The 16534-nt window shown below is 71.0% G+C and carries 15 protein-coding genes; 6 read left to right on the forward strand and 9 right to left on the reverse strand.

Features of this window, described 5'->3' with window-relative positions; translation table 11 throughout:
• Positions 1 to 24: 24 nt before the first annotated feature.
• The 6 genes from SM418_RS35620 to SM418_RS35645 form a co-directional block, all read right to left on the reverse strand.
• Entirely contained in the window at positions 25 to 1068 is a 1044-nt protein-coding gene (locus SM418_RS35620; protein ID WP_371946005.1) for a hypothetical protein, read from the reverse strand.
• A gap of 55 nt (positions 1069 to 1123) precedes the next feature.
• Positions 1124 to 2209 (reverse strand): endonuclease/exonuclease/phosphatase family protein, encoded by a 1086-nt coding sequence (locus tag SM418_RS35625; protein WP_371946004.1) that lies wholly within the window; start codon positions 2207 to 2209, stop codon positions 1124 to 1126.
• A 121-nt stretch (positions 2210 to 2330) separates the two neighbouring features.
• Positions 2331 to 2675: a hypothetical protein gene (locus tag SM418_RS35630; protein ID WP_371946003.1), complete on the reverse strand. Its 345-nt coding sequence runs from the start codon at positions 2673 to 2675 to the stop codon at positions 2331 to 2333.
• A gap of 109 nt (positions 2676 to 2784) precedes the next feature.
• Positions 2785 to 3852, reverse strand: coding sequence for a mannose-1-phosphate guanylyltransferase (gene manB, locus SM418_RS35635; RefSeq protein ID WP_371946002.1), 1068 nt, complete (start codon positions 3850 to 3852; stop codon positions 2785 to 2787).
• Positions 3853 to 3888: 36 nt separating this feature from the next.
• Complete coding sequence (locus SM418_RS35640; RefSeq protein ID WP_371946001.1) at positions 3889 to 5037, reverse strand: glycosyltransferase family 4 protein; 1149 nt, start codon at positions 5035 to 5037, stop codon at positions 3889 to 3891.
• A 164-nt stretch (positions 5038 to 5201) separates the two neighbouring features.
• Entirely contained in the window at positions 5202 to 5906 is a 705-nt protein-coding gene (locus tag SM418_RS35645) for a methyltransferase domain-containing protein (protein WP_371946000.1), read from the reverse strand.
• Between the two features lie 65 nt (positions 5907 to 5971).
• Between SM418_RS35645 and SM418_RS35650 the strand changes: the two genes are divergently transcribed.
• Both SM418_RS35650 and trxA read left to right on the forward strand, forming a co-directional pair.
• On the forward strand, positions 5972 to 6940 hold the full coding sequence (locus tag SM418_RS35650; RefSeq protein WP_371946031.1) for a lysylphosphatidylglycerol synthase domain-containing protein: 969 nt from the start codon (positions 5972 to 5974) through the stop codon (positions 6938 to 6940).
• Positions 6937 to 7260 (forward strand): thioredoxin, encoded by a 324-nt coding sequence (gene trxA / locus SM418_RS35655; protein ID WP_371945999.1) that lies wholly within the window; start codon positions 6937 to 6939, stop codon positions 7258 to 7260. The genes SM418_RS35650 and trxA overlap by 4 nt, the downstream gene beginning before the upstream one ends.
• Here the strand turns inward: trxA and SM418_RS35660 are convergent.
• From SM418_RS35660 to SM418_RS35670, 3 genes are read right to left on the reverse strand one after another with little or no spacing between them, the layout of a single operon-like run.
• Complete coding sequence (locus SM418_RS35660; protein ID WP_371945998.1) at positions 7241 to 8344, reverse strand: glycosyltransferase family 4 protein; 1104 nt, start codon at positions 8342 to 8344, stop codon at positions 7241 to 7243. The two genes, trxA and SM418_RS35660, sit on opposite strands and share 20 nt — an antisense overlap.
• A gap of 16 nt (positions 8345 to 8360) precedes the next feature.
• Entirely contained in the window at positions 8361 to 9401 is a 1041-nt protein-coding gene (locus tag SM418_RS35665; protein ID WP_371945997.1) for a glycosyltransferase family 2 protein, read from the reverse strand.
• 40 nt (positions 9402 to 9441) lie between these two features.
• Entirely contained in the window at positions 9442 to 11502 is a 2061-nt protein-coding gene (locus tag SM418_RS35670; RefSeq protein ID WP_371945996.1) for a hypothetical protein, read from the reverse strand.
• A gap of 241 nt (positions 11503 to 11743) precedes the next feature.
• Between SM418_RS35670 and SM418_RS35675 the strand changes: the two genes are divergently transcribed.
• The 4 genes from SM418_RS35675 (at position 11744) to SM418_RS35690 (ending at position 16517) form a co-directional block, all read left to right on the forward strand.
• Entirely contained in the window at positions 11744 to 12601 is an 858-nt protein-coding gene (locus SM418_RS35675) for a TIGR03089 family protein (RefSeq protein ID WP_371945995.1), read from the forward strand.
• A 113-nt stretch (positions 12602 to 12714) separates the two neighbouring features.
• Positions 12715 to 14136, forward strand: a complete 1422-nt coding sequence (locus SM418_RS35680) for an LCP family protein (RefSeq protein WP_371945994.1) — start codon at positions 12715 to 12717, stop codon at positions 14134 to 14136.
• Between the two features lie 12 nt (positions 14137 to 14148).
• Positions 14149 to 15318, forward strand: coding sequence for an acyltransferase family protein (locus tag SM418_RS35685; RefSeq protein ID WP_371945993.1), 1170 nt, complete (start codon positions 14149 to 14151; stop codon positions 15316 to 15318).
• A gap of 26 nt (positions 15319 to 15344) precedes the next feature.
• Positions 15345 to 16517, forward strand: a complete 1173-nt coding sequence (locus SM418_RS35690) for an acyltransferase family protein (protein WP_371945992.1) — start codon at positions 15345 to 15347, stop codon at positions 16515 to 16517.
• Positions 16518 to 16534 lie beyond the last annotated feature (17 nt).

A 16534-nucleotide genomic window follows, 5' to 3' on the forward strand; every position in this document is an offset into this window, starting at 1 on the left:
CCAATTTTTCGACGGACCGGCGTGTCAGGAGTCGATGCTCCAGTGGTGGAGGGTGTCGCGGTCGTGGGTCAGCCAGGTTCCGTCTTGGAGGGGCACGGCGTCGCCCGGGTCGGGGGCGTGGGCCCGATCGGGATATTCGATCAGGGCGGGTGAGCGTCCGGGGGTCACCAGCCAATGGCTCGACGGCCGCCAGCGCTCCACGCCGAAGAGCTCGACGTCGATTTCATCGTAGTAATCCTCCAGTGCGAGCAGCAGGACGCCGTCGCGCAGGACGCCGCCGGTGGAGCCGGACAGGTTCGGCCGCATGTGCATGTCGGAAGCCGGGAGGTCGGTGCAGGCCACCACGGTGACCGGGTCCGCCCCGTCGGGGCCGTGCCACCGGACGTCGGTGGTCTCACCGCCGTCGCTGCGCCCGACGGTGATGAAATCCGGGCCCGGGTCGGATTCCAGCAGTTCGCGGTCCATGGCGGGCGAGAGGACGCCATCGCGCCCGACGCCGAACGTCATCGCGCCTGCACCCGGGCGGGCGCCCAGGGCCACCGGCCGTCCGCCCGCATCCAACGCGAGCCGCACGGAAAGGTGGCGGCCGTCGACCGGCACCGCCAGTCGGTCGACGACCTCACCCGAGACGGTCAGCGACTGCAGGCAGACTCCTCGATCGGCGTCGACGGCCAGCCACAGTCGCGGTTCAGCGCCGGGCGGCTGCACCCACCGCGCGTAGAGCACTGGTACGCCCTTCGAGCTTGCCGGGGGTCGGCTCCACAGCAGCGTTCCGTCCGGCGTGACGATCCGGTAGGAGTGCTCGTCCACCAGGACGGCGTGCGACAGGTCCGGTGCCACCGGGCCCGTCCCGACGATCGGGCGCCCGCGCACATCCCCGGGGAACACCGCCGTGGGCTCCGCGAGACGACCGCCACCGCCTCTCAATTCGTGGACGACGAGCCCGTCACCGGTCCGGACGATCAGACGCGGCACGCGCCCCGCCCGATCGATCACCGCCGACCCGCGTTGGAGCAGCCTGGCGTCATCCGTCCGGTAGACACCGATCAGCCGCGGTCGAATCACCACACTGGCACCACTCCCGAGGACGTCCCGTCCGGATCACCGTGCCACAGCTCCCTTCTCACCAGTTGATTCCGGCCGCTATCGGCAGGTGGTCGCTGCCGGTGGCGGGCAGGACGCGCGAGTTCACCGGTTCCACGCCCCTGACGAGGATCTGGTCGATCCGGGCCACCGGGAACCTCGCGGGCCAGGTGAAGCCGAAGCCGTCCCCGGCCGCGTCCTGGGTCGAACGCATCCGGGAGGTGAGGCCGGCGAACGCGCGGTCGTCCATGGTGCCGTTCAGGTCGCCGAGCAGCACCACCCGCTCGTTCCGCTCTGCCGCGATGGCCTTGCCGAGCGCGTCGGCGTTCCTGTCGCGGTGGACCGTCCAGAAGCCCGCCCTCGGATTCACGCGGGCGGACCCCAGGTGGGCCACGTACACCGCAAGCGGGCCGTGCTTCGTGGCAACCGTGGCGCGCAGCGCACGGGCGTAGCTCATCCTGGCCTCAGCCGGCCTGGTGGCCGCCAGCGGCCCGTAGTCCGTCTGGACGTCGACCGGGCGGACGTCCGACAGTGGGAACCTGCTCCACAGCCCGACCGTGCCCAGCACCGTGTGGTACGCGTACGCCCTCGCCAACTCCTTCTCGTACATGACCCGTGCCCGCTCGGTCAGCTCCTCCAGTGCCAGCACGTCCGCGCCGGAGGCGACCAGGTCGCGGGCGGTGCGAGCGGGGTCGGGGTTGGCGGCGCCGACGTTGTGGCTGGCCACGGTGAGATCGCCGCCCGGACGGGACTTGTCGCTAAGCAGCCCGCCGAACAGGTGCAGCCACACCACAATCGGCACCAGCAGCGCGGCCACGGCGGATGCGGAGCGGCGCCACAGCGCCCCGGCCAGCAGCGCCGGGACGAGCAGACCGAACCACGGCAGGAACGTCTCCACCAGGCCGCCGACGTTCCCGACCCGGTTCGGGATCTTCGCGTGCAGCAGCATGAACAGACCGAGCAGCGCCGCCAGCGCCGCGAGGACCGGGCCGCGCCGCCAGGGCCCCGGCCGCACGGCGACGCGAAGCGCCCTGCGGATGGCCGCGCGGCGGGTCTCGGCGCCGGCTCGTCCGGTCTCCGACGTGTCCGGCCGCAACATCCGCTGCCCTTGCTCCGCACCGGTCACTGCCACAACCTCGGGGTTCGACTCATGCCGCCAGTCAAGGAGGCGGGGCGTTGCCTGCCCGTATGCGGTTTTCGATACGCCGACGATATGTGCCGGCTCGCAGCCCTGGAAGTACCGGTGCTCAGTCGCTCGCGAGAGCCACGCCCAGGGCCTCGCTGATGGCGTCGTCAAGCGTCAGATAGCTGTCCAGAGCGAAGAAACCGCAGGGCTCGATACGCTCGGGGAGCACATCGCCCCGGCCGTTGACATAGACCTTCTTCGCCGGATTGTAGAAGCAATGCCGGGCGAGCACGTCACCGTCTTCGAGCGGCGCGTGCGCGACGTTCTCGAAGTAGCCCCGGAGCCAGGGCTGCCGGTTGATGAACTTCGGCGGGACCAGCAGGTCGTCCACCGTCAGCCACCCCAGGTCGGGGACCTTCTCCTTCGAACGATGGCCGTAGAGGTAGATGAGGTCGTCCCCCGGCATGGGGGATCTTAGATTTAAGCCATTCCTCACCCGAGGCTACAGCACACTTTTAGTAGTCGCCCGTCGCGGACGATCCACATCACTGGAGCTACCTGCGATATCGGCTTCGTCAGGTGTCGGTGGAGAAGCGGATGGCGGTGGGAGGGAGTTTTATGCCGGGCCAGATCCGGAGGCCGGGGCGTAGCTCGTTGCCTGGGCCGACTACCGCGCCGTCGCCCAGGACCACGCCCTCCAGGACGGCGCCGGGGCCCACTCGGGCGCCTCTGCTCAGGACCGAGTCGCAGACTGTGGCGCCTTCGGCCACGAAGGCGTTTTCCAGGAGGACGCTGCCGACCACGGTGGCGCCCGCCTCGATCACGGCGTTGCGGCCTACCGTCGTGCCGCCGCGTACTACCGCGCCCGGGGCAACCCTGGCGCCTGGGAGAGTCAGGCGTTCGCCTGGCTCGCCGGGCATCGCGGGGGAGGTCAGGGTGCCGAGGACCAGGTCTCGGGAGCCCTGGACGAAGGCTTCGGGGGTGCCCACGTCCAGCCAGTAGGCCGATTCCACGTGGCCCATCACGACCGCGCCGGACGAGATGAGGGCGGGGAACGTCTCCCGTTCCACGGAGACCACCTCGTGTTCGGGGATGGTGTCGATGGCCGAGCGGCGGAAGACGTAGCAGCCGGCGTTGATCTGGTTCGTGACCGGGTGCGGAGTCTTCTCCAGGAAGGCGGTCACCCGGCCGTCGGCGGAGGTGGGGACGCAGCCGAAGCGGGACGGGTCGTCGACCTCGGTCAGGTGCAGGGTCACCGAGGCGGCGGACTCCTCGTGCAGTTTCACCTGGGCCTGGACGTCGTGGCCGGAGAGGATGTCACCGTTCAGGATGAGGACCGGGTCGTCCGGGGCGCAGGTCAGCGCGCGGGAGGCGTTGCGGATGGCGCCGCCGGTGCCCAGGGGTTCCTTCTCGCTGACGTAGGCGAGGTCGACGCCGTACGCGTGGCTGCCGAAGGCCGCCTCGAACATCTCGGCGCGGTAGGACGTCGCGAACACGATGCGTTCGACGCCGGAGGCGTGGGCGCGTGCCAGCTGGTGCGCCAGGAACGCCACGCCGGCGGTGGGGAGCAGGGGTTTCGGGGTGGAGATCGTCAGGGGGCGCAGGCGGGTGCCCTGGCCTCCCACCAGGAGGATCGCTTCCACTCGGCTCCTTTCTCCGCGCACGGTTGGGGAGAGAGCCTAGTGGGTGTGGGATGCGGCGTATTGGTCCACTGCGCGCTGGTAGGAGGCCAGGTGGGCGGTGGCGGAGGCCGACCAGGAGAACTGCAGGGAGCGGGTGTGGGCGGCCTCGGCCAGCTCGGCGCGGCGGGACGGGTCGTCGATCAGGGCGGAAAGGGCCGAGGCTATGCCGGGCGCGTCCAGTTCGGTGTAGGCGACCGCGTCGCCGCCCACCTCGGGCAGGGGGCCGCGGTGGGTGGTGAGGACGGGCGCGCCGCAGGACATGGCCTCCAGGACGGGCAGGCCGAACCCCTCGCCGCGGCTCGGGATCGCGACGACCAGGGCGCCGCCGAAGAGGCCCGGCAGGGACGGCCACGCCAGGTAGCCGGGACGCAGCACGCGCAGGTCGAGGGGGACGGTGGCGAGCGCGGCGTCGACCTCGTCGTCCCAGCCGCCGCTGCCCGCGAGGACCAGGGCCGGGGGGTCGGGACGGCCCGCGCAGGCCTGGACCCAGCCGCGGATCAGGTTCGGGACGTTCTTGCGCGGCTCCAGCGCCCCCAGGTAGGCGACGTAGGGGCGGCCGTGCAGGCCGAGACGGTCGGAGACCTGCTTGATCTCGGCTTCGGACGGCCGGTGGAACACGTCGTGGTCGACGCCGTGGTAGGCGACGTCGATATGCGCCGGGTCGGCGCCGAGGACGCTGACGAGTTCGTCGCGGGTCGCGCGGGACGGGACGATCAGGCGGGTCGCGCGGCGGGCGGCGGTGCGGGTCGCCGACTTGATGTAGGAGGTGCGGACCGGGTCGTGCGGTTCGGGCTCGGCGAAGAGCGTCACGTCGTGGATCGTCACGACCGTGGGCAGGGCGGCGCTCACCGGCATCGTGTAGGTGGGCAGGTGGATGACGTCCGCGCCGACGCTTTCGGCGACGCGCGGCAGGCCCGACTGCTCCCAGGCGAGACGGGTGGCGCGGTGCGACAGCGTCGCGGGGCCCGCGACGACCCGGGCGCCGGGAACGAGCCCCTCGTAGCGTTTCTCGTCCGCCCGCTGGCAGGCGACGGCGAGGTCCGCGCCCTGCGCGTGCAGGGCGTACAGCAGCCCGTCCACGTACCGGCCGAGACCGCCGCGGTCGGCAGGCACGGCGGTGGCGTCGAGAAGAATTCGAAGCGCCACGGTCCATTCCCCCATCCAGCGCGGTGGCGTAGATCACCCTTTACGTACCGAGCCTACGCCCGCCGGGCGGGCACTCGGGTGACCTCGTTCCACGTGATTCACGGATGGGCCCCTACCCGATGGTCACGTTTCATTGCGGGGGCCGACCCCCGCACCCCCGACGACTACCGTTTACGCGCTCGGACGAGCACGATGCTGCCCCGCTCGTTCGGCGCCTTGCGGTCGGCGTACGCGACGAGAGGGGTCAGGGGCGCGGCGGCGTTGAAGCCGACCTTGCCCCCGTAGGTGGAAAGCGACAGGTAGAGGCGCTCGGTCGCGGCCGTGCGGAACTGGTAGCTGTGCTGCACCAGGTCGAGGCCGCGCTCGTCCATCAGCTTGCTGAGGCTGTCATGGGTGTAGGTGTGCTGGACGTGGTACTTGGCCTTGTGCGCGTCCCGCAGCTTCGGCCAGGTGTCGGCGCGGCTCAGCACGTCGGCGGACATGAAGATCTCGCCGCCGGGCTTCAGCACCCGCGCCATCTCGTCCAGCGACCGGCCGCCGTCGTCGAAGTGCTCGATCGCGCAGACGGACAGGATCGCGTCGAACGAGCCGTCCGCGAACGGCAGCCGCAGCGCGTCGCATTCGATCAGCGCGGGGGCGTTCGCCAGCGTCCGCCCGTAGACCATCTTGGTGCGGGCGAGGTCGATCGAGACGGCGTCGGCGCCGCGCCTGCGCGCCTGGCCCGCCCAGTAGCCGTCACCGCCCGCGACGTCGAGGACGCGCTTGCCGCGCAGGTCCCGCCCCATCCAGCCGAGCAGCGTCCCCGCCTCGCGGTACCGGCACACGTGCACCTGGTGCCCCATGAAGGCGACCACATCCGAAATCTTCATCGCCCCCAACTCTAGGACGAGCGGGCGGGTGGGACGTCGCGTTCGCCTACGCTGTGCGGGTGAACATGAGGGTCGTCGCCGTGCGGGCGCTGCGCGTGTCCCTGGTGCTGCTCGCGCTGGCGTTCTGCGCCTACAGCGTGGCCTCCCAGTGGGACGCGACGGTGCGCGCGTTCGAGCAGATGTCCTGGGCCGCGCTCACCGCGGCGCTGGCCGCGGGGCTGGCGGGGCTCTTCGTCTGGATGCTCGGCTGGCGGGAGTTCCTCGCCGGGCTCGGGTCGCCGCTGCCGGTCCGGGCCATCTTCCGGATCTCCGGGATCTCTCAGCTCGGCAAGTACGTGCCGGGCAAGGTGTGGGCGCTGGTCACGCAGATCGAGATGACCCGCGAGCACCGGGTGCCGCCGGAGCGCAGCTTCGGGTCGACGCTGCTGGCGGTGGCGACGTCCACGGCGTGCGGGCTGGCGGTCGCGGCGGTGACGCTCCCGCTGACGTCCGAAGCGGCCCGGAACGAGTACTGGTGGCTGTTCCTGCTCGCGCCGTTCCTGCTGGCGATGCTGCACCCGAAGATCGTGACGTGGGCGCTCGGGACGATGCTCAGGCTGATCCGCCGGCCGCCGCTGGAGCACCCGGTGAGCCTCGGCGTCACGCTGAAGGCCATCGGCTGGACGGTCCTCGGCTGGGCCCTGTTCGGCGTCCACACCTGGCTGCTCTGCATGGCCGTCGGCGGTGACGGCAAGGGCCTGCCGTTCGTCGCTACCGGCGCCTACGCGCTCGCGTTCGTCGCCGGCTTCCTCGTCTTCATCGCGCCTGGCGGCATCGGGGCGCGGGAGGCCGCGCTCACGGTGGTGCTGACGCCGGTGCTGCCGGCGGGCGCGCCGGTCGTGGTGGCGATCGCGTCCCGGGTGCTGCTGACCGTCGCCGACCTGGCCAACGCGGGCGTCGCGTTCCTGCTGGGACGCACCGCGCCGGACGCCGGGAATGAAGCCCCCTCCAAGGAGCTTGTGAGGGATACGCAGCCTACGAAGGAGGGATCGTGACGGCCCCGATCACCGTGACCGACGCGACGTTCGCGGACGAGGTCCTGAAGAGTGACACCCCGGTGCTGGTCGACTTCTGGGCGAACTGGTGCGGGCCGTGCCGCATGATCGCTCCCGTCCTGGAGCAGATCGCGCAGGAGCAGGACGGCAAGATCCGGATCGCGAAGATCGACTACGACGCGAACCCGGAGACGCCGAACAAGTACGGCGTGATGGGCCTGCCGACCCTGCTGCTCTACAAGAACGGCGAGGTCGTGGAGCAGATCGTCGGCGCCAAGCCCAAGCGCGCCCTGATGAAGATCATCGAACCGCACCTGTGAGGGTGTCGACGTAGGCGGTCCAGAGCGGGCCGTGGTCGACCGGGCGGACGCCGGAGCGCAGGCGCTCCGGCTCCCCCGGCGCGTAGAACCGGCGCAGCGCCGACGCCAGGGACGCCACGTCGTCCGGCCGGCAGAGCAGGCCGTCGACGCCGTCGCGGACCTGGGCCCCGAAGTCGCCCACGTCGGTGGCGATCACCGGCAGGCCGTGCGCGTAGGCCATCCAGACGTTCTGTGACGCGGTGGCCGTCCGGTACGGCAGGACGAGCGCGTCGGCGGCGGCGAACAGGCCCGGGACGTCCGCGGCGGGGACGTAGCCGGGGCGCAGTTCCACCCGTGAGGTCAGATCCAGCGACCGGATCAGCTCGCGCGTCTCGTCCAGGCCGCTCCAGAACTCGCCCGCGACGGTCAGCGCCACGTCGTCCGGGCCTTCGGCGAGGGCTCGCAGCAGGACGTCCAGGCCCTTGTACGGGCGGACGATCCCCCAGAACAGCAGGCGCCGGCGCACCTTCTCGTCGTCAGGAGCGGGGGCGCCCTCCGACGGAAGGTGCGCGGCCATCTCCGCGACCCGCACGGGACGATCGGTGAGCGTCCGCGCCACGTCGGCCTGGGCGTCGGTGTGGACCAGGACGCCGTCCACCTTCCGCAGCAGGCGCTTCATCAGCGGCTCGTCGTACGGCTTCCGCTCGTGCGGCAGGACGTTGTGGCACAGCGCCACCACCCTGCATCCTCCCGCGTTCTTCGCGGCGCCTCTCCGCAGACCGGCGAGGATCCCCAGGTAGGACGGCACCTGGACGGTGCTCAGCACCACCAGGACGACCAGGTCGAAGGAGCGCAGGGCGCGGCCGGTGCGCCACCAGCCGTCCGGGCGCCGCCAGTCGAGCCGGTGCCGGGTCGCGGGGAACGGCTCGCCCTCCGGCTCGGCGATCGTCTGCTGCCCCGGATACAGGAACCCCGGGTACTGGGCGCGCCACGACTCGATGACGACCTCGTGGCCCGCCGCCGCGAGCCGGTGCGCCAGCTCGGTCGTGTGCCGGGCGCCGCCGCCCTTGTACGGGAACGCCGGCCCGACGATCGCGACGCGCATGCCGCCGGAGGCCACGCTAGACGTCGCCGCGCGAGCGGACGATCAGGTCGGCGAGCAGCGCCAGCGAGGCGATGATCAACCCGGTCACGAAGATCATGATGGTGTTGTTGGCGAAGTAGCCGAAGTGCACCACCATGTCGAACACGCCCTTGAGCAGCCCGATCACGATCAGCCACAGCGCGGGCGGCATCAGCACCTTGAGCGGGTTGAAGTACATGACCATCCGCAGCACCTGCAGGATGTAGCGGTAGGCGTCCTTGGTGAAGTGGAACTTCGACTTGCCCGCCCGCTTCGCGTAGTCGATCGGCATGTACCGGACCGGGTGCTGGTTCGACAGGAACGCGATCGTGATCGTGGTGACGCAGGAGAACCCGGGCGGCAGCAGCCGCAGGTACGGCAGCGACACGTCGCGGCGGAACGCGCGCAGCCCCGAGTTCAGGTCCGGGATCCGGGAGTTGGTGAGCCGCTCGGCGACCTTGCGGATGAACCACTTGGCGGGGACCCGCAGCACCTTGTGCGTCCCCTCCTCGGTGGTGCGCGCACCGACGACCTGGTCGACGGACGGGTCGGTGTCCAGGACGTCCACGAGGTCGGGGATCCGCTCGTTCGGGTAGGACATGTCGGCGTCCGTCCACACGACGATGTCGCCGCGGGCCTGCTGGGAGCCGATCCGCCGGACGGTGCCCGAGCCGCTGTTGTGCTGGAACGCCACGACCCGCATGTTGGGGAAGCGCGGCTCCGCCTCGCGCAGCCGGGCGAGCGTGTCGTCGGTCGAGCAGTCGTCGACGGCCAGCAGCTCGTAGGTCTTGCCGCTGTTGTCCATCGCCTTGCAGATGCGTTCGACCTCGTCGATCACGTGGTCCTGCTCGTTGTAGCAGGGCAGGACGATCGTGACGTGGACGGGCCCGTTCGCCGGCTCCACCGGCTCGGCCGCCGCCGCGGGCGACGGCGGCGCCTCGGCGGGCAGGGCCTCGACGGGCACGGACTCGCCGGGCACGGTTTCGGCGTACTCGGCGGGCGCGGTCTCGGACGTCGGCTCGGCAGACTGGGTACTCACGCAGCGCGAGGATACTCGCCCTGGCGCGCGCCGGCAGCCGTTAAGGGGCGGAGGGCGCGGCGATCCAGACCTCCATGGTGAGCCCCCACGTCCCGCCCGGCGGCTCGGGGAGGGTGCGTCCGTCCTGCCTCGTCCGCACGTACAGGACCCGTTCGGGCGTCCCGTACGGGGCGACCTGCTCCCGCTTCGCCGCCATGATCACCGGACGTCGCCCGGCCTCGAACACGCCCCGGGTGATGCGCTCCATGTCGGCGGGCGTGGCGCCGCCGCGCACCCGCGCGGCGGGCAGCCCGCACATGCCGCGCACGACCTGGAGGAACCGGTCGGCCGTCGACTGCTCGACGACCACGACCGAACCGCTCGGCGGCAGCGTGTCGCACATGCCCCGCACGGCGGCCACCTCGTGCTGCTCGGTCCGGGTCACCATGAACCCGCCGGACGTCAGCACGATCGGCACCAGCATCAGCGCGACGCCGCCGGCGGCGCCCCGGTTCACCAGCTTCGGCCCGTACCCGACCCGGCGGACGCGCCGCACCGTCCACGCCGCCGCGAACACGGTGAACAGCAGCAGGCCGGGGATGACGAGGCCGATCAGCCGCCGGGACGCCCACGGATGGTCGGGGGTGATCCCCGGCCGGAGCAGCACCTGCGCCGTCGTCCAGACGATCATCGCGTAGGGCGGCAGCCACTCCGGCGACCGGCCGCGCAGCAGCCGCCGCACCAGCAGTGCCGCGCCCAGCGTCGCGAACAGCAGCGCGGGGACGCCGATGTACCAGCCGACCCAGTACAGGGACAGCTCCGAGTACTGCCGGGTGCCGTCCAGCGGGAGGTCCTGGATGCGCTGGATCGTCTCGATGAACTGCGCGTTCAGCTCGTCGTCCCGCGTGGCCGGGACCCGGCGGACGGTCTGCACCAGCGGCCGGACCGCGAAACCGGTCATCACCACCACGGTGAGGACGGCGGCGGCGCCCGGCAGCCGGCCTCGCGCGACCGCCGGCCCCAGCGCCCGCAGCCGCGTGCCCGTCCGATTCCAGCGCAGCAGGACGACCAGGACGACCGTCGCGACGAGCACCGCCGCGCTGATGGCCAGCAGCGGCTTGAGCGACGATTCGAGATACGCGAGGTAGGGCCGGGACAGCGTGAAGCCCTCGACCAGCCCCGCACCGGCGCCGAGCAGCAGCCCACCGGCCACGTGGTAACCGGTGCGCCGCCTGAGCCCGATGAGGAGGCCGGCGAACGCGAGCACCGGCAGGACGTCCCGCAGCCCGTCGATGCGGACGAGCACGATGAGCCCGAGCGCTGCCCCCGCCAGGAACGCCTTCAGGTCGGCGAGACGTCCCTCCTCCCGGCGGACGTCGTACATCAGCGACAGCCCGCCCAGCAGCAGGACGATCGCGGGCAGCTCGCTGAACGTGCTGCGCGAGACGTAGAGCATCGGCAGCGTCAGCGCCAGCAGCAGCGCTCCGGCGGGGGCCCAGCGCGGGCCGACGAGCCGCGCGACGAGCCCGGCGAACGACAGCACGCAGCACGCGCCGAGAAGCGGCGCCATCAGCAGGATCCCGTGCGTGCCGCCGATCCAGCCGCCGAGCGCGAGGACCAGCGGCATGCCCGCCATGAACTGCGGGACGATCGCGCCGCCGTCCTGGTAAAAGGCGGGGCTCTCGAACCGGAGGAGGGCGTCCGGGCCGCCGAACGCCTCCGCCCTCTGCGGGATGGGCAGCGACCCGTGCTCGGCGAGCCAGGTCGCGAACTGGACGTAGGACGCCGGGTCGCGGCGGACGACGATCTGCTCCGCGCACATCACCACCTGGAGCACCAGGAACGCGAGGGTGATCGCGAGGACGCTCCCGGTCGTCCACCACGGCACCGCGTCGACGCCGCCGGGACCGTTCAGGCTCCCTCGCGACTCGCCCGGCAGGTCACGGGGCCGGGACCGCAGGCCGAGCCACAGCACCGCGGCCGCGACCGGCACGAACAGCGCGATCGCCGGCCCGGGGCGGAACACGCCCGCCAGCAGGAGCGGCAGCGAGACCGCCAGCCACGCGACGACGAGCAGCGCCGGAGCCGCGGTGCCGCGGACGAGCAGCCGACCAGCGTTCATCTTCCCGTTCCCGCCCCGTGTTCGTGAGTCCCTGCGCAATGTCCGTGAAGCCCGCGCAGTGTCCGTGAAGCCCGCGCAGTGTCCATGAGTCCTGCGCCGTGTTCGTGAGGCCCTGCGCCGTGTTCGTGAGGCCCGCGTCGCCCGCGTGTGCGGTTCGACGGTGGTCGTGCACCCGTGCGGAGGGTAGCGGCACCGGGCGTGTGGTGGCCGCCGGACGATCATGCGGGCATACGCTCGGGCCATGAGCGCACACGACCCGAGCGCGGCCACGCCCGCGGAGCTGCTGCGGCGGCGGGTGGCGGACGACCCGTCCAACCCGCTGGTCACGTTCTACGACGACGCGGCCGGGGAACGCGTCGAGCTGTCCGCGCGGACGTTCGACAACTGGGTCGCCAAGACGGCGAACTTCCTGGTGGACGGCCTCGGCGCCGAGCCGGGCACCCGGGTCGTGCTCGTGCTGCCGCCGCACTGGCAGACGGCGGTGTGGCTGATGGCCTGCTGGTCGGCGGGGCTCGTCGTGGAGCCGGTCGACCCGGAATCGGTCCGGGGACGGGACGCGGCCGAACCGATCGGGTCGTCCGGGCCGTACATCCTGGCGGCGGCGCAGGAGGTGCTGGACGACGTGGTCGGCGACGGGGAGGCCGAGGAGATCGTCGGGCTGTCGCTGCACGCGCTCGGCGGCCCGCTCGCCGACTGCCCGCCCGGCGTGACCGACTACGCCGGCGAGGTCCGCACCTACGGCGACCGGTTCGATCCGGGACCGGAGGTGACTCCCGTGGCTCCCGCGTTGGATGTGACCGCTTCAAATGTGACAAAGACCACACTCAGCGGTGCGGAGCTGGTGGGCGCGGCCCGCGCCGCGGCCGAGAAATGGGAGCTGGACGCACGCGACCGCCTGCTGGTTCATATGCCGTTCACCACACTCGACGGGGTATTGATCGCGCTGCTCGCGCCGCTAGCCTCGGGTGCTTCCGTCATAATCCAACGAAACTTTGACAAAGCCGCCCTAGATCGACGTCTGACAGTGGAGCATGTGACGGTGGTGGCCGGTCTGCCCGGACCGAATGACGCATCCGGGTCCCCGTACCGGCTCCCCTGACCTACGCTCTCCTTGCCCCAGTCTCATCACCCGACCCCTGAAAGCGGGCGATCCCGTGTGGGGGGATGACCCCCACACCTCCAAGAGCCGCTGAGACCCCGGACCCGGAGCCGATGAACAGCAACCCGATGTACATGGAGTACGTCGACGACGCCGACCCGCAGCCGGCGCCTCGACGCGGCTGGCGCATCCTCGGATGGGTATGCGTCGGGCTGTCGGCGGTCATGGTGGTCGGCTCCCTCGCCGCCTACGGCGTCTACCGCAAGGCGATGGGAAACATCTCGCACGAGGACGTCAACGCGCAGCTCGGCCCCAACCGGCCGAAGAAGCTGAACAGCGCGATGAACATCCTGCTGCTCGGGTCCGACACCCGCGCGGGGTCCAACGCCAAGTACGGCCGCCAGATGAAGAACGAGCCGCCGCGCTCGGACACGATGATCCTGCTGCACCTGTCGCCCGGCGGCGGCCAGGCGATGGGGATCAGCTTCCCGCGCGACCTGATCATCCCGATGCCGTCCTGCAAGACCCGCAAGGGCACGGTGGTCCCGGCGCAGTCCCGGGCCCAGATCAACTCGGCGTTCACCAACGGCGGCGCCGCCTGCGTCATCAAGACGATCGAGAGCATCTCCAACATCCGCGTCGACCACTTCATGCAGGTCGACTTCGCCGGGTTCAAGACCATCACGAAGGCGGTCGGCGGCGTCCCGGTGTGCCTGCCGAAGGACGTCAACGACCCCAAGTCGGGACTCAAGCTGTCCAAGGGCCAGCACAAGATCTCCGGCGAAACGGCGCTGGCCTACGTGCGGGTCCGGCACGGGCTCGGCGACGGCTCCGACACCGACCGCATCAAGCGCCAGCAGAAGTTCATGGGCGCCCTCGCCAGTAAAGCGATGAGCGCGGGCGTGCTCAGCAACCCCAAGTCGCTCCTCCAGCTCATGAACGCGGTCACCAAGTCGCTCACCACCGACAAGGAGCTGACGCCGCAGGTCATGATGGACCTCGCCCAGGAGATGCAGGGCATGAGCTCCGGCAAGCTGCGGTTCGTGACCGTCCCGTCCGGGCCCGACGCGGCCGACCCGAACCGGGTCGCGCTGAGCGCCGCCGCGCAGCCGTTCTTCTCCGCCGTCCGCAACGACAAGACCGTGCCCAAGGAGCCCAAGGCGGGCGGGTCGAAGATCCCGCCGAGCCAGGTGCGGGTGCGGGTCTACAACGGCAGCGGCATCAACGGCCAGGCCGGGCGCGTCGCCGACGACCTGGAGTCGCAGGGCTTCCAGGTGACGGTCGGCGGCAACGCCCCCTCCACCACCACGACCACCAAGGTGCTGTACGGTTCCGGCGCCGACCAGCAGGCCCAGACGCTCGCCGGGCTGATCCCGAGCAAGCCGCAGCCGGCCGCTCGCGGGACGGGCGCCACGCCGGGCGTCGTCGACCTCGTCGTCGGACGGGACTGGACGAACCTGAAGAGCGCCGGCGCCGGCATCCCGAAGCAGCAGGGCGAGATCCGGGCCAGCGACGACATCTGCAAGGACACCTGACCGGGCGGCCCTATGACGTACACCACCAGGCCCTCCGGAGCCGAGACGGCCCCGTACCCGGCGCAGCCGCCGTCCACGGACCCGGCGGCACCGGCCGCCGCGGCCGTCGCGCAGGCCCCGGCCGCCGCGGGCACCGCACAGGTCCCGGCGCCCGCGCAGCCCGCCCGGCCGCGCAAGGAGCGCGACCCCTTCTTCGACAACGCCAAGTACTTCGCGATCCTGCTGGTGGTGGCGGGCCACTCCCTGGCCAACCTGCTGAACGTCCCGATGGCCAAGGGCCTGTACATCTTCATCTACTCGTTCCACATGCCGCTGTTCATCGTGATCACCGGCTACTTCTCGCGTAACTGGACGTTCGCCGGCGGCAAGGCGCGCAAGCTCATCACCCACGTCGGCGTGCCGTACGTGGTGTTCGAGACCGCCTACTCGCTGTACGACTGGCTGGCCGGGCGCAACGAGCTGGAGATCAGCCTCCTGAACCCGTACTACCTGACGTGGTTCCTGATCGCGCTGTTCATGTGGCGGCTGTCCACCCCCGTCTGGCAGCAGATCCGCTGGCCGCTCGCGGTGGCGCTGGTGTTCGCGCTGGTGTCGTACATGAGCGACCTCGGCGGGACGTTCGACATCCACCGCGTCATCGGGCTGCTCCCGTTCTACGTCCTCGGGCTCACGCTGCGGCCCGAGCACTTCGAGCTGCTGAAGAAGCCGATCGCGCGGCCGATCGGGGCGCTGGTCCTCGCCGCCGGCCTCGGCGGGACCTACCTCGTCATGAACCACATGTCGCGGAGCTGGATCTACTGGAAGCACCCGAACTTCGAGCTCCACGTCGGCAACTTCACCGGCTCCCTGGTGCGGCTCGCCATGTTCGCCTGCGCGACCGTGTTCGTCGCCGCGTTCCTCAGCCTGATCCCCCGCCGGCGCCACTGGTACACCCAGCTCGGCGCCTACACCCTCTACGCCTACCTGCTGCACGGGTTCGTGACCCGGCTGCTCAACTTCACCGGCTGGTGGGGCGCGGACTGGATGCACACCGAGCCCGGCGTCGTCATCGTGGTCTGCGGTGCCCTCGTCGTCGGGACGGCGCTGTGCTCCAAGCCCGTCGTCCGGTCGATGAGCTGGGCCCTGGAACCCAAGATGACCTGGGTGTTCACCCCGTTGCGGCGCCCGGGCGGGTCACGTTAGCCGGACCGAACAAAGCAATCGGAGACATGACCGACATCCTTCCTCCCCCGCGTCCGCCGGCGTCCGTCACCGTCCCGGACCCGGTGCTCCCCGGCGCGGTGGCCCCGGCCGCGCCCGCGGGCGTCCGAACCGACACGCGGACGGACGCGCGGACGTCCGGTGACCGGCCCGCGCCCAAGGAGCGCGACGCCTACTTCGACAACGTCAAGTTCTTCCTGATCATGCTGGTCGTGCTCGGGCACTGCTGGGAGGTGTTCCGGAACGACAGCCACGCGGTGAACGCGGTGTACTCGCTCGTCTACGCCTTCCACATGCCGGCGTTCGTGTTCGTCTCCGGCTACTTCTCCCGCGGCTTCATGAAGTCGACGGAGAAATTCCGGGTTGTTTTCCCGACGTTGATCGTGCCGTATGTGATTTTCGACGTCCTTTACCGGATGCAGCTTGTGATCATCAGGGGGAACGAGTTCCGCCTGCACGAGCTTTTCCGTCCGCAGTTCCTGATGTGGTTCCTCGTCGCGCTGGTGCTGTGGCGGCTGAGCGCCCCGCTGTGGTCGCACCTGCGGCACCCGGTCGCGGTGTCGGTGGCGCTGTGCCTGGTCGCCGGGAGCTGGAGCTTCAACTCCGACTCGACGCTGTGCCGGGCCGCCGGGCTGCTGCCGTTCTTCGTCCTCGGCCTGACCGTCCGGCGCGACCGCGTCGAGGCGCTGCGCGGCCCCGGCTGGACGCGCTGGGCCGGCGCCGCCGCGCTGCTCGCGGCGCTGCCGATCGCCTACGTCTGGCAGCTCGGCGCCGTCGTGCCGAAGGTCGAGCGCGGCGTCCTGCTGTGGAACCGCGGCTACGAGCACATGGGCTTCGGCGCACTGGAGGGGATGGCGTACCGCCTGCTCGCACTGGGGATCGCCGTCGTCCTCGGCATGGCGTTCCTCGCGGCCGTGCCGCGCGGCCGTGCCTGGTACACGGCGCTCGGCACCCGGACGATGTACGTCTACCTGCTGCACGGCCTCGTGGTGAAGGCGCTGGAGTACGGCGGCGTCCTCGACGGCGGCTTCCTCCGGACGCCGCTCGGGCTCGTCCTCGTCACGGCCGGCGGCCTCGCGCTCGGCGTCCTGCTCTCCACCGTCCCCGTCCAGCGCCTTACCCGGTGGGCCGTCGAGCCCAAGGGACGATGGCTGCTCAAGCCGTCTCATGGCGGGACATAAGATCTAACTACGATCTG

It is taken from the genome of Actinomadura chokoriensis (assembly GCF_041463665.1).
Lineage (GTDB): Bacteria > Actinomycetota > Actinomycetes > Streptosporangiales > Streptosporangiaceae > Spirillospora > Spirillospora chokoriensis_A.

Excerpts from the sequence above, each read along its gene's own strand:
- SM418_RS35680 (WP_371945994.1), top strand. The coding sequence starts at position 12,715 with ATGAACAGCAACCCGATGTACATGGAGTACGTCGACGACGCCGACCCG.
- SM418_RS35675 (WP_371945995.1), top strand. The coding sequence starts at position 11,744 with ATGAGCGCACACGACCCGAGCGCGGCCACGCCCGCGGAGCTGCTGCGG.
- SM418_RS35670 (WP_371945996.1), bottom strand. The coding sequence starts at position 11,502 with ATGAACGCTGGTCGGCTGCTCGTCCGCGGCACCGCGGCTCCGGCGCTG.
- SM418_RS35685 (WP_371945993.1), top strand. The coding sequence starts at position 14,149 with ATGACGTACACCACCAGGCCCTCCGGAGCCGAGACGGCCCCGTACCCG.
- SM418_RS35650 (WP_371946031.1), top strand. The coding sequence starts at position 5,972 with ATGAGGGTCGTCGCCGTGCGGGCGCTGCGCGTGTCCCTGGTGCTGCTC.
- SM418_RS35690 (WP_371945992.1), top strand. The coding sequence starts at position 15,345 with ATGACCGACATCCTTCCTCCCCCGCGTCCGCCGGCGTCCGTCACCGTC.
- SM418_RS35660 (WP_371945998.1), bottom strand. The coding sequence starts at position 8,344 with ATGCGCGTCGCGATCGTCGGGCCGGCGTTCCCGTACAAGGGCGGCGGC.
- SM418_RS35630 (WP_371946003.1), bottom strand. The coding sequence starts at position 2,675 with ATGCCGGGGGACGACCTCATCTACCTCTACGGCCATCGTTCGAAGGAG.
- SM418_RS35645 (WP_371946000.1), bottom strand. The coding sequence starts at position 5,906 with ATGAAGATTTCGGATGTGGTCGCCTTCATGGGGCACCAGGTGCACGTG.